The sequence below is a fragment of the Delftia sp. WSY_10 genome (genome assembly GCF_043104705.1).
GTDB classification, from domain to species: Bacteria; Pseudomonadota; Gammaproteobacteria; order Burkholderiales; family Burkholderiaceae_C; genus Comamonas; species Comamonas tsuruhatensis.
Genome location: NZ_JBICKY010000037.1, coordinates 26,767 through 39,014, shown reverse-complemented (window position 1 = coordinate 39,014; position 12,248 = coordinate 26,767). Strand labels below are relative to the sequence as shown.

Here is a 12,248-nt window from a genome sequence, read left to right as displayed (position 1 = left end):
CATGACTTCCAATGGATCGCAGCTGCCGCCCCCGCAGGCCATTGCCGCCGACGGCTTGCAGCTGAGCTTCGACGGCCGCACGCAGGTGCTGGACAACATTGCGCTGCAGGTGGCCGAGGGCGAATTCGTCTCGCTGGTCGGGCCCAGCGGCTGCGGCAAGACCAGTCTGCTCAACCTCTGCGCGGGCCTGGTGGCCCACACCGGCGCCGGCACGCTGCGCGTGCTGGGCGAGGCACCGCGCCTGGGCAGTTCCCGCGTGGGCTACATGCTGGCGCGCGACAGCCTGCTGCCCTGGTGCACGGCGCTGGAGAACGCCGCCTTCGGCGCGCGCGTGCGCGGCGTCGGCACGGCCGACAGCACGGAGCGCGCACTGCGCATGCTGCAGGAGGTGGGCCTGGCCGACCATGCGCAGGCCCTGCCCAAGGCCTTGTCCCACGGAATGCGCCAGCGCACGGCGCTGGCGCGCACCTTTGCGCTGGACGCGCAGCTGCTGCTGATGGACGAGCCCTTCGGCGCCCTGGACGCGCAGACCAAGCTGCAGCTGCAGGACCTGCTGCTGCGCCTGTGCCAGCAGCACCGCCACAGCGTGCTGTTCGTGACCCACGACCTGGCCGAGGCCGTGGCGGTCTCCGACCGCGTGGTGGTGATGTCCTCGCGCCCGGGCCGCATCATCGCCGACCTGCCCATAGACCTGCCGCGCCCGCGCTCCATCCGCGACCTGCAGAAGTCGCCGCGCTTCCATGAACTCTATGCGGCCCTGTGGTCGCAGCTTGAATCGGGATGGGTGCACCATGAAGGCTGACCGTCTGCAATGGCTGGCGCTGCATGCGCTGTTCATCTGTCTCGTGCTGGGACTGGCCGAATGGGCCGCCGCGCGCCGCTGGCTGGACCCCACCTTCTTCGGCCAGCCCAGCGGCGTGGCCGCCTATCTCTGGAACCATGCGGGCACGGCTCGGTTCTGGTCCGACCTGGGCTGGACGCTGGCGGCCGTGGCCTGCTCCTTCGTGCTGGGCAGCGTGGCCGCCTTCGCCACGGGGCTGGCCTTCGTGCGCTGGCCGGCCATCGAGCGCTTTGCAGAGCCCTACTTCAACGCGCTGAACGTGATGCCGCGCATCGCGCTGGCGCCGCTGTTCATCCTGTGGTTCGGGCTGGGGCTGGGCAGCAAGATCGCCGTGGGCTGCTCGCTGACCTTCTTCATCGTGCTGTCGGCCACGGTGGCAGGCATGCGGGGCGTCAGCCAGGACCATGTGACGCTGTGCCGCACCCTGGGCGCCAGCGCCGCCACCACCTTCTTCGAGGTCACGCTGCCCGGCGCCGTCCCGGTGATCTTCTCGGGCCTGCGCCTGGGATTGATCTATGCCCTGCTGGGCGTGGTGGGCACCGAGATCATCGCCAGCGAAAAGGGCCTGGGCCAGACCCTGGCCTACCTGGGCTCCACCTTCGACATCAATGGCGTCATGGCGCTGCTGCTGGTGCTGGCCCTGCTGGGCGTGGGCATGGTGCGCTTCATGTCCTGGGCCGAGAGGCGGCTGCTGCACTGGCAGTGAGCCCGCCAGCCCTCTCTCTCCACCTTCCTCCCCTTCCATCCGTTCCTTCAAGGAGTACCCCATGGCCAATGCCGCCCCCATGCAGCTGATCGACATCGACGCCCGCTACCACCACATCCGCCCCGTGCCGCGCATGCCCAACTTCGCAGCCTGGATCGAGGGCGTGGACCTGACCCGGCCCCTGTCCTCCGAGGTGCAGGCAGAACTGCGACAGGCCCTGTACGACTTCGAGGTCATCTTCTTCCGGCCCCAGGCCATCACGGCCGAGCAGCATGTGGCGCTGGCGCAGGTGTTCGGCCCGCTGTCCAAGGGCTCGTACTTCGAGCGCAAGAGCGGCATGCCCGACGTGGAGATGATCATCTCCGACAAGGACCGCCCGCCCGCCATAGACAACTGGCACACCGACATCAGCTGGAAGCAGCAGCCGCCGCTGGGCACCGTGATCCAGATCGTGACCACGCCGCCGGCCGGCGGCAACACCTGCTGGACCAGCACCAGCAAGGCCTATGACTGGCTCTCGCCCGGCATGCAGCAGTACCTGGAAGGCCTGCAGGCGGTCCATACCTGGGAGGAATCGGGCTTCCGGGAATACCTGGGCCGCAAGGGCGAGGAGGCGCTGTTCGAGGCGCTGCGCCAGTTCAAGCCCGTGACGCATCCCGTGGTGCGCACCAACCCCGATTCAGGCCGCAAGTGCATCTTCGTCAATGCCGATTTCACGCGCCACATCACGGGCGTGGACCGGCACGAGGCGCGCGGCGTGCTCGCCTTCCTGCTGGACTGGCTGAAGAAGCCGGAGTTCATGGTGCATCATCAATGGGACGCGGGCGGCATCGCCATCTGGGACAACCGCAGCACGCAGCACTATGCTGTGGCCGACTACTGGCCCCACTACCGCGTGAACCAGCGCGTCACCTTCGATACCCCTTCCACCCAATGACAACGAGACACGGAGACAGCTTCATGAGCACGCAAGAGCACCTGCAGTTCTATATCGACGGCCAATGGGTTCCCCCGGCCGTGCCGCGCACGCTGGATGTGATCAATCCGTCCACCGAGGAGGTGGCGGCCCGCATCAGCATGGGCTCGGCCGCCGATGTCGATGCAGCCGTGGCCGCCGCACGCCGCGCGTTCGACGGCTTCTCGCAGACCACGCGCGACGAGCGGCTGGCCCTGCTGGACAAGGTGCTGGCAGTCTACATGCGCCGCATCGACGAGGTGGCGCAGACCATCTCGCTGGAGATGGGCGCACCGCTGTGGCTGTCGCGCGCGGCCCAGGCCACGGTGGGCGCGGGGCACCTGAAGCAGACCCTGCAGGTGCTCAGGGACTTCGAGTTCGAGAGCGTGCGCGGCACCACCGGCATCGTGCATGAGCCCGTGGGCGTGGTGGGCATGATCACGCCCTGGAACTGGCCCATCAACCAGATCATGTGCAAGGTGGCACCGGCCCTGGCGGCGGGCTGCACCATGGTGCTCAAGCCCTCGGAGATCGCGCCGCTGAACGCCATCCTGGTGGCCGAGATCCTGCACGAAGCGGGCGTGCCGGCCGGCGTGTTCAACCTGGTCAACGGCGACGGCCCCTCGGTGGGCGAGGCCATGTCCGTGCACCCCGGCATCGACATGATGACCTTCACCGGCTCCACCCGCGCGGGCATTGCCGTGGCCAAGGCCTCGGCCGATACCGTCAAGCGCGTGACGCAGGAACTGGGCGGCAAGTCGGCCAACATCGTGCTGGACGATGCCGACATCGAAAAGGCCGTGACCCAGGGCGTGAACGCCTGCTTCACCAACTCCGGCCAGAGCTGCAACGCGCCCACGCGCATGTTCGTGCCGCGCGCCCTGCATGCGCGCGCCGTGGCCGCGGCCAAGGCCGCTGCCGAGGGCATGAAGGTGGGCGATGCACTGGCCGACACCGGCGCCATGCACATGGGCCCCGTGGTCAGCGAGGCGCAGTTCCGCAAGATCCAGGGCCTGATCGAGGCCGGCATCGCCGAAGGCGCCACCCTGGTGGCCGGCGGCACGGGCCGCCCCGAGGGCCTTGCGCGCGGCTACTTCGTGCGGCCCACGGTGTTTGCCGACGTGCGCAACGACATGACCATTGCGCGCGAGGAGATCTTCGGCCCCGTGCTGGTCATCCTGCCCTACGACACGGAGGAGGAGGCCATCGCCCAGGCCAACGACACGCCCTACGGCCTGTCGGGCTATGTGCAGTCAGGCAGCCTGGAGCGCGCACGCCGTGTGGCCTCGCGCCTGCGCACCGGCATGGTCCACCTCAACGGCGCGGGGCCGGACTTCGGCGCGCCGTTCGGTGGCTACAAGCAGTCGGGCACGGGCCGGGAATGGGGCGAGCACGGCTTCAAGGAATACCTTGAAGTGAAAGCCGTGATGGGCTACCAACCAAAGCAAAAAGCCGCCGCCTGAGGGCGGCTGCCTACCCGCGCCGTGCGGCCTCGTAGAGGCCTTCCACGCGCGGGATGTTGCGCTCCAGCTCGCGGATGCGCTCGGGGCCTGCGGGGTGGGTGGACAGGAATTCCAGGCCGCCGCGGTCGCCCGTGGCCTGGCCCATCTTGCGCCACAGCGAGACCGAGGCCTGGGGGTTGTAGCCGGCGCGCGCGGCCAGCTCCAGGCCCACGAGGTCGGCCTCGCTCTCATCGCCCCGGCTGAATTTCAGCGACAGCAACTGGCCGCCCAGGCGGGCCGCCGCATTGCCCAGGTCGCCCAGGCCCAGCAATTGGGCGCCCAGCGAGATGCCGATGCTGGTGGCCTGGTTCTTGGCCAGCTGCTCGCGCGAGTGCTCGCGCAGCGCATGGGCCATTTCGTGGCCCATGATCATGGCGATCTCGTCGTCGGTCAGCTGCAGCTGGTCGATGATGCCGGTGTAGAAGGCGATCTTGCCGCCCGGCATGCAAAAGGCATTGATCTCCTTGCTGCCGATCAGATTCACCTCCCAGCGCCAGGCATTGGCGCGCGGGTTCCATTGGGCGGTGTAGGGGATCAGCCGCCGGGCAATGGCGCGCAGCCGCTGCAGCTGAGGGTTGCTGTCGCCAGCCAGTGCGCCCTGGGCGCGGGCCTTGGCCAGCAGTTGCTGGTACTGGTCGGTGGCGGCGCCTTCCAGCGTCTCGGCCGGCACCAGCTTGCGCAGGCCCGAGGCACCGCCCACCTGCACCTGGGCCGCCACCGGCGCCGTGGCCAGGCCCATGGCCGCCGCGCTGCCGGCCAGCAAGAAACCGCGACGCGCGCGCCAGGGCGCGCAGGCACAGCCCCAGGCGGACGGGGCACAGGGCTCGGAGGAGAGATGGGTTGGCTGCTGCATGCCGCCAAGTCTAGCGGCCATGCATGCCTGAAACATGCGGAGAACAGCGCATCGTGAAGAGCGGCGCCGGCCTACAAAGAGTCACGCCATCTGCGCGGCCATCACGGCCCGCTGCGAGCGCATCTCGGCGCCGATCACCAGCATCAGCCCCGCCAGCACGGCCAGCAGCCCCAGCCACGATTGCAGCGGCTGCCGCTCGCCCACGACCCACACCGCCAGCACGAAGGCCGCCACGGGCTCGATCAGGCTCAGCGTCACGCCCGTGGGGCCCGAGATGCTGCGCAGCCCGATGGAAAACAGCATGTGCGCCAGGCCCGACACCACCACGCCCAGGTAGACCACCACCAGCACGGCCGCCAGGCTCCACTGCGGCAGGCCGCTTTGCACCAGCGCAATCGGCACCGCCATGCAGGCCGCCCCGGTGAAGACATAGAAATTCACCACGCGCGGCGACATGTGGGTGACCAGGCGCTTGTTGATCAGCGCATAGCCCGCGTACGACAGCCCCGCCAGCAGGCACAGGGCCAGGCCGCTCCAGGACAGCGTGGCGCCGCCCCGGGCCATCACCATGGCCGCGCCTCCCGCCACGCTCACCAGCGTGCCGGCCCACCACAGGGCCGACAGGGGCGCGCGCAGCACCAGCGCCTGCATCAGCCCGGCCCAGATGGGGCCGCTGCCAATGGCCACGGCCGTGCCCACGGCCACGCCCGTGAGCGTCACGCCCTCGTAGAAAAAGATGCTGTAGCCGCCGATTCCCATGGATGCCAGCAGGAACCAGGCCGGGCGCAGGCCCAGGTGCACCGGGTTGGGCAGCAGCGGCTGGACGGGCGCCACGCCCTGCCCGGCCCGCCCGCGCAGCCTCCAATGGGAGACCGCCAGCAGCACGCCCAGAAACAGGCTGGAAACCGCCAACTGCGCGGCGCCCACCCAGAACGGCGACAGCCCGCCTGCGCCCAGGCTTTGCGCCGTGCCCGTCGTGCCCCAGAGCACGGCAGCCACCGAAACGAAGGCGATGCCGACGGCGGAGGAAGAAGCGGAAGAGTTGCGAACCATGGCGCCATGTTGCGCCTGGCGCGGCCGGGCATTTGTCGAGAAACGCTCGTAGTCCGGAAGACTGTGAACGGGCTAGCCGCGCAGCTGCCGCGCCGTCACGCCCCGGTCGCGCCGCAGCGCATAGGCCAGCGCGCTGGCCGAGGCATAGCCGCAGCGCAGCGCCGTGGCCTCCAGGGGCAGGCCCCGCGCCAGCCCGCGCTCGGCCGCATCCAGGCGCAGGCCGCGCAGCCAGGCCTGGGGCGGCTGGCCCGCCAGCTCCACGAAGCGTGCGTGAAAGCGCTGGGCGCTCATATGGCACAGGGCGGCCAGCCGGGCCGTGGGCCAGTCCTCGTGCAATGCGGCCTGTACGCTCGTGGTCAGTTGCTGCAGGTCCAGCCCCCGACGCGCCAGCAGGCCGGGCGCCTGCAGCACCTGGGCCAACTGCTCTGTGGCCGGGCCTTCCGACTCCCGGCCGCGCAGGGCGGGCGGCACGGAAAAGCGCCGCATTCGGTCCAGCCCTGGGCCGCTGGGCGCATCGATGACGAACACGCGCGAGCGCGGCGCCGCCAGGTAGCCGTGGTCCACGCCGGCGGGGATGAGCATGCCGCTGACGGCGTCCACAAAGGCGCTGCGCCCGCCCACCTCCAGCTCCATGCGGCCCTGCAGGGCATAGAGGATTTGCGCATGGCCGTGGGCATGGGCCTGGTGCTCGCCGCTGTAGCTGCGCACCGAGCTGTGCGGCGCGAAGGCGGTATCGGTGGCATCGGCCGCGCCGTCTTGCGCGGCGGCATCGCTGTGGAGGGAAGAGAGGGTGTAGGCCATGGCGGCATCCTGTGCCCGCGATGGTAGCGCGCGCCAGTCCGCGCCACCATGGGCCCGATAATGGCCGCAGCCTGCCGCAGCCCAACATGACCGAGCCGTCCACCACCACCTCCTCCGCCCCTTCCACCTCCACTGAAGCGCCCCGCCGCAGTTGGGCCCAGACCCTGCGCGTCTATGCCGAGCCGGCCAGCCTGCGCATGCTGGCCCTGGGTTTTTCGGCAGGCCTGCCGCTGCTGCTGGTGCTGGGCACGCTGTCGTTCTGGCTGCGCGAGGCCGGCGTGGACCGCACCACCATCGGCTACCTGAGTTGGGTGGGCCTGGCCTATGCCTTCAAGTGGGTCTGGTCGCCGCTGGTGGACCGCATGCCGCTGCCGCTGCTCACGCGCTGGCTGGGGCGGCGGCGCGGCTGGCTGCTGTTCGCGCAGATGCTCATCGTCGCCGGGCTGTGCGGCATGGCGTTCAATGATCCGCGCGTCTCGCTCACGCCGCTGGTGTGGTGCGCGCTGGCCGTGGCCTTCGGCTCGGCCACGCAGGACATTGCGCTGGATGCCTACCGCATCGAATCGGCCGACACCGAGCGCCAGGCCGCGCTGGCCGCCACCTACCAGACCGGCTACCGGCTGGCCATGATCTGGGCCGGCGCCGGCGTGCTGTGGCTGGCCGCCCGCGCCGAGGTGGCGGGCACGGCGGGCTACCAGAGCGGCGCCTGGCAGGTGGCCTACCTGGCCATGGCCGCCTCCATGGCCGTGGGCATGCTGACCGTGCTGCTCTCGCCGGAACCGGTGCCCCGCCCGCTGGCGCCTGCCCGCAATGCGGCCGAGTGGCTGCGTGGCGCGCTGGTCGAGCCCTTTGCCGACTTCCTGGGCCGCTACCGCTGGCAGGCGCTGCTGGTGCTGGGCCTGATCGCCATCTACCGCATCAGCGACGTGGTCATGGGCATCATGGCCAACCCCTTCTACGTGGACATGGGCTTCACCAAGGACGAAGTGGCCGCCGTGACCAAGGTGTACGGCGTGATCATGACGCTGGCGGGCGCCTTCCTGGGCGGGGCGCTGGCCATGCGCTGGGGCGTGATGCGCGTGCTGATGCTGGGCGCCGCGCTGTCGGCCGCCACCAACCTGCTGTTCGCCTGGCTGGCCACGCGCGGCCATGACGTGAATGCGCTGGTCTGGGTGGTGAGCGCGGACAACCTGGCCGGCGGCATCGCCTCGGCGGCCTTCATCGCCTACCTGTCGGGGCTGACCAATGTGCAGTACTCGGCCACGCAGTACGCGCTGTTCAGCTCCATGATGCTGCTGGCGCCCAAGTGGCTGGCCGGCTTCTCGGGCGCCTTTGTCGATGCGCATGGCTACGTGAGCTTCTTCCAGGCCACGGCCCTGCTGGGCCTGCCCGTGCTGGTGCTGATCGCGCTGGCCTCGCGCGTGCATGCGGTGCGGCCCACGCAACGCGGCAGTTGAGCGGCTGGCCGCAGGCTGCGCTGTTTTACCGAACTTTACGCAAGCGACAAGCACGGCTGACGGGGCGCTGCGAGCATCGTCGCAACACGACGCCAGGCCCCAGCATGAATACACTGCCCTCCATGAGTACGCACCATCTTCTGATGATCGAAGACGACACCCGCCTCGCGCAGATGGTGGGTGACTACCTGGGCAACAACGGCCTGCAGGTCACGCACATGGGCGACGCCCGCAGCGGCCTGGAGCAGCTGCAGCCCGCCGACGGCGTGGCCGGCGCCGACCTGCCCGACCTCGTCATCCTCGACCTCATGCTGCCCGACATGGACGGCCTGGAGGTCTGCCGGCGCATCCGCGCCCTGCCAGGCGCCGCAGCGCAGGTGCCGGTGCTGATGCTCACGGCCAAGGGCGACCCCATGGACCGCATCATCGGCCTGGAGATCGGCGCCGACGACTACCTGCCCAAGCCCTTCGAGCCGCGCGAGCTGCTGGCGCGCATCCGCGCCATCCTGCGCCGGCGCGGCGGCGGCGGCGAGGGCTCGGCCGCAGGCCAGCCGGCCACGGCGCTGCGCTTCGGCAGCCTGGAGATCGACCGCGACGCACGCAGCGTCACCGTGGCGGGCCAGCCCTGCGAGCTGACCTCCTACCAGTTCGACCTGCTGGTCACGCTGGCCGAGCGCGCGGGCCGCGTGCTCACGCGCGACCAGATCATGGAGGCCGTGCGCGGCCGCGAGCTGGAGGCCTTCGACCGCTCCATCGACGTGCACATGGGCCGCATCCGCGCCGCCATCGAGGCCGACCCCAAGGCGCCCAAGCGCATCCTGACGGTGCGCGGCGTGGGCTACGTCTTCGCCAAACAACAAGACTAGCCAAGCGAATGAAGCTGCTGTCCCTCTTCTCCCAGCGCCTGTACCTGCGCATCTGGCTGGCCGTGGTGGGCGGCGTGGCCGTGCTCACGCTGACGGTGGCCTGGGCCTGGCAGATCGCGGCCGAGCAGAACGCGCAGAACGTGCAAAGCGCCAGCTCGCCGCCCTCGCGCGACGTGGCCATGCGCGACGGCCAGGGCAACGTGATCGCCCAGGGCCGTGCGCGGCGCCTGCCCGGCCCGCCCGAGGAGGGCCTGCGCTTCGAGATCGAAGGCACGGACGGCCAGACCTACATGCTGCACATGGCGCCGCGCCCGCCGCGCGGCGACCGCCCGCCGCACGACGGCGCCGCCGCCTTCTGGCTGCGCCCGCCCTTCGGCTTTCTGTGGCTGCTGGGACTGGTGGGCGTGGCCGTGGCCGTGGGCGTGTTCCCCATCATCCGCCGCCTGCTCAAGCGGCTGGAGAACCTGCAGCGCGGCGTCAAGCGCTTTGGCGAGGGCGACCTGTCGGTGCGCGTGCCCGAGCACGGCAGCGACGAGGTGGCCGACCTGGCCCACCAGTTCAACGCCGCCGCCGCGCGCATCGAGACCCTGGTGACCTCGCACAAATCGCTGCTGGCCAATGCCTCGCACGAGCTGCGCTCGCCGCTGACGCGCATCCGCATGGGCCTGGAATTCATGGGCGACGACCCCGCCAGCGCCCGCGCGCGCGCCGAGATCCAGCGCAACATCAGCGAGTTGGACCAGCTGGTGGACGAGATCCTGCTGGCCAGCCGGCTGGAGACCTATGAGGGTGACGTGGGCACGATCGAGCCCGTGGACCTGATCGGCCTGGCCGCCGAGGAATGCGCGCGCGTGGATGCCGACCTGGACCTGCAGTCCACCGACGCGTTGGAAGTGCCCGGCATCTCCAAGCTGCTGCGCCGTGCCGTGCGCAACCTGCTGGAGAACGCGCGCCGCTACAGCCAGGGCGCCATCACGCTGGAGCTGGCGCGCCAGGACGCCATGGCCGAGATCCGCGTCTGCGACCACGGCCCCGGCGTGGCGCCGGCCCACCGCGAGCGCATCTTCGAGAAGTTCTTCCGCCTGCCCGGCGCCAGCGAGCGCTCGGGCGGCGTGGGCCTGGGCCTGGCCCTGGTGCGCTCCATCGCCCAGCGCCACGGCGGCAGCGTGCACTGCGAAGGCCGCGCCGACGGCCAGCCGGGCGCCTGCTTCGTGCTGCGGCTGCCGCTGGCCTGAATTCGGCTGGACCGGCAAAACGGCTGAACCTATCCGCCGGCCATCGGCTGCGTGGATTCCGTTGCAAGAAGCCCGCGAGGATTCACATGGTCTCCATGACTGCCTTCCTCTTGCAGGGCCCGGGGCATGCCGCGTTCCAGCATTCCCCCATAGGGAAGAGATGACATTGATGCCTACAGCCCCATTGACCTGCCTTGCAACAGGAACTCCAACAGGCAACCCACTTCTGGCATTTCCCATGCATTGGATGTTTTCATATTTGCAGCAGAAATCGACCGGCAAAAGTCAGGAACCCCATTGCACCCCCAATACAAGAAATTGCGTTGCACCATGAAATACCCATGAAAATCCCGGGCATTCCTTATTGCATTCCCTTGGGTTGATCAAAATCCTCAACTTCAATGGCCATGCAATGAGGGAGAGAGATCAATATGACGACGCACAAGACCATGATGGTTGATGAAAAGACTGACTACGTATTGCTTCCAGTACGTGGCATGCATTCAGAAGCCATGTCCACACTGGGATTGGCAAGCACAAGCTTTGGCCGCACACTGCGCGCCCGCCTGAAAGCCAGCAAGAATGCCAATGTGGAAATCGCCCCGAAAGGGGTCGATATCGTTCATTCGGTTTCTCCTACCGGGGCCAAGCTCGTTGCGGTGACGCCCCAGGAACTTGCGGCCCTGCGGGTGGAAGCGCCCGGGGTTCGCGCGGTTCCCGTGGTTGTCTACGACCTCATGCGCAGCCCACGGCTGAAAGCGGTCAAGCGAGCGAAGAGTACGAAAACGGGCCCCGGCATCTCTTTGCGTCTCAAGGTCGAAGACGGGGCAGGCAATCCCGTCCAGGGCGCTCTCGTCGTGGCATTCACTGATTTCGCCGCCGGGGTGGGCGGTGACAGCACCAGCAATGCCAAGGGCGAGGCCACGTTGAAGCTGCAAGACGGCCCCATGGTCGAAGTGCTGGCCGTCTATGCGGATATCACTGGCCATTGGGGATTGGTGCAGCGCCATATCACCCTGGTTGATGGCTATACCGTCAAACTGGATGCAGTGGATCTGAGCCAGGACGACTTCGTCACGCGCCTCTATGGCAAGCCCAAGGCCACTGACGGTCGCAATGTGGTTGTCGGCGTGGTGGACACTGGCGTCGACGGCACGCACCCGGATTTGGCAGTGCAGCAATCACGTGCCTTCGTCTATCAGGAAAAGGATGCCGGCGACGGCTCGCCACGCACCCGTGATGGGGAGCATGGCACGCATGTGGCAGGCCTTGTTTCCGGCCGGGGCCAAGGCGCGGCCAGGCACCATGCCGGCCGGGCTCCTGCCGCGACGCTCAACTCCTACCGTGTGTTCCCGCAGGCAGGCGGAGGTGCGCTGAACTACGACATTCTGCGGGCCATCGAAGCCGCCGTGGAAGACGGTTGCGATCTGATCAACCTGAGCCTGGGCACCCCATCACCCGATGAAGCCGTCAGGGACGCCATCAAGGAGGCTTTCGACCGCGGCACAGTCTGCATTGCCGCAGCCGGCAACAACGGGCGCAAGCCGCTGCTGTTTCCAGCACGGTGGTCGGAAGTGATCTCGATCACCGCCATCGGCGAAAAAGGCACCTACCCCGACCACTCCACGGAGACCCTGGACGAACTGGACCCGTACACGGCACTGACGGCGGACTCGCTGCACAAGCGACGTTACGCAGCGAAGTTCACCAACATCGGGCCGGAAGTCATTGCGACAGCGCCAGGGGTTGGCATCGTTTCGACACTTCCAGGAGCAGGCTACGGCGCAATGAGTGGAACCTCCATGGCAGCGCCGGTGGCATGTGGCTTGCTGGCTGCCGAGCTATCCCGCAATCCACAGATCCTCACCATGGCGCGAACACGCCAGCGCGCCATAGAGATCCAGCGCCTGTTCTTCTCCATGTGTGTGGTGGCCGGCTTTGCCAGGGATTTTGAAGGCCAAGGCTTGCCCAAATGAACG

The 12,248-nt window shown here is 68.7% G+C and carries 11 protein-coding genes; 8 read left to right on the top strand and 3 right to left on the bottom strand.

Annotated elements, in window-relative coordinates; all coding sequences use genetic code 11:
- The first annotated feature begins 1 nt into the window (after window position 1).
- The 4 genes from ACF8ML_RS18070 (at window position 2) to ACF8ML_RS18055 (ending at window position 3,965) form a co-directional block, all read left to right on the top strand.
- The gene (locus tag ACF8ML_RS18070) at window positions 2–802 is read left to right on the top strand and encodes an ABC transporter ATP-binding protein (protein WP_319076788.1); all 801 of its coding nucleotides are present in this window, start codon (window positions 2–4) and stop codon (window positions 800–802) included.
- Complete coding sequence (locus ACF8ML_RS18065) at window positions 792–1,547, top strand: ABC transporter permease (protein WP_013800204.1); 756 nt, start codon at window positions 792–794, stop codon at window positions 1,545–1,547. Before ACF8ML_RS18070 ends, ACF8ML_RS18065 begins: the two co-directional genes overlap by 11 nt.
- 61 nt (window positions 1,548–1,608) lie before the next feature.
- On the top strand, window positions 1,609–2,484 hold the full coding sequence (locus tag ACF8ML_RS18060; protein ID WP_277849267.1) for a TauD/TfdA family dioxygenase: 876 nt from the start codon (window positions 1,609–1,611) through the stop codon (window positions 2,482–2,484).
- A gap of 23 nt (window positions 2,485–2,507) precedes the next feature.
- Window positions 2,508–3,965 carry an aldehyde dehydrogenase family protein gene (locus tag ACF8ML_RS18055; protein ID WP_016448571.1) on the top strand — a complete coding sequence of 486 codons (1,458 nt, stop codon included), beginning with the start codon at window positions 2,508–2,510 and terminating at the stop codon, window positions 3,963–3,965.
- A 10-nt stretch (window positions 3,966–3,975) separates the two neighbouring features.
- Here the strand turns inward: ACF8ML_RS18055 and ACF8ML_RS18050 are convergent, their stop codons facing one another.
- The 3 genes from ACF8ML_RS18050 to ACF8ML_RS18040 all read right to left on the bottom strand — a co-directional run bounded on the left by ACF8ML_RS18050 (window position 3,976) and on the right by ACF8ML_RS18040 (window position 6,711).
- Window positions 3,976–4,878: a M48 family metallopeptidase gene (locus tag ACF8ML_RS18050; protein ID WP_252652806.1), complete on the bottom strand. Its 903-nt coding sequence runs from the start codon at window positions 4,876–4,878 to the stop codon at window positions 3,976–3,978.
- A gap of 60 nt (window positions 4,879–4,938) precedes the next feature.
- Window positions 4,939–5,910, bottom strand: coding sequence for an EamA family transporter (locus ACF8ML_RS18045; protein ID WP_209672774.1), 972 nt, complete (start codon window positions 5,908–5,910; stop codon window positions 4,939–4,941).
- A 72-nt stretch (window positions 5,911–5,982) separates the two neighbouring features.
- Window positions 5,983–6,711, bottom strand: a complete 729-nt coding sequence (locus ACF8ML_RS18040) for a helix-turn-helix domain-containing protein (protein WP_047326943.1) — start codon at window positions 6,709–6,711, stop codon at window positions 5,983–5,985.
- A gap of 86 nt (window positions 6,712–6,797) precedes the next feature.
- On the opposite strand from ACF8ML_RS18040, the gene ACF8ML_RS18035 reads away from it, so the two are divergent.
- The 4 genes from ACF8ML_RS18035 to ACF8ML_RS18020 all read left to right on the top strand — a co-directional run bounded on the left by ACF8ML_RS18035 (window position 6,798) and on the right by ACF8ML_RS18020 (window position 12,245).
- Window positions 6,798–8,168: an AmpG family muropeptide MFS transporter gene (locus ACF8ML_RS18035; RefSeq protein WP_392407584.1), complete on the top strand. Its 1,371-nt coding sequence runs from the start codon at window positions 6,798–6,800 to the stop codon at window positions 8,166–8,168.
- Window positions 8,169–8,272: 104 nt separating this feature from the next.
- Entirely contained in the window at window positions 8,273–9,034 is a 762-nt protein-coding gene (locus ACF8ML_RS18030) for a response regulator (RefSeq protein WP_016448575.1), read from the top strand.
- An 8-nt stretch (window positions 9,035–9,042) separates the two neighbouring features.
- A complete protein-coding gene (locus ACF8ML_RS18025) occupies window positions 9,043–10,269 on the top strand; it encodes an ATP-binding protein (protein WP_016448576.1) in 1,227 nt (408 codons plus the stop codon).
- A 431-nt stretch (window positions 10,270–10,700) separates the two neighbouring features.
- The gene (locus tag ACF8ML_RS18020) at window positions 10,701–12,245 is read left to right on the top strand and encodes a S8 family serine peptidase (protein WP_082145246.1); all 1,545 of its coding nucleotides are present in this window, start codon (window positions 10,701–10,703) and stop codon (window positions 12,243–12,245) included.
- Window positions 12,246–12,248: the final 3 nt, after the last annotated feature.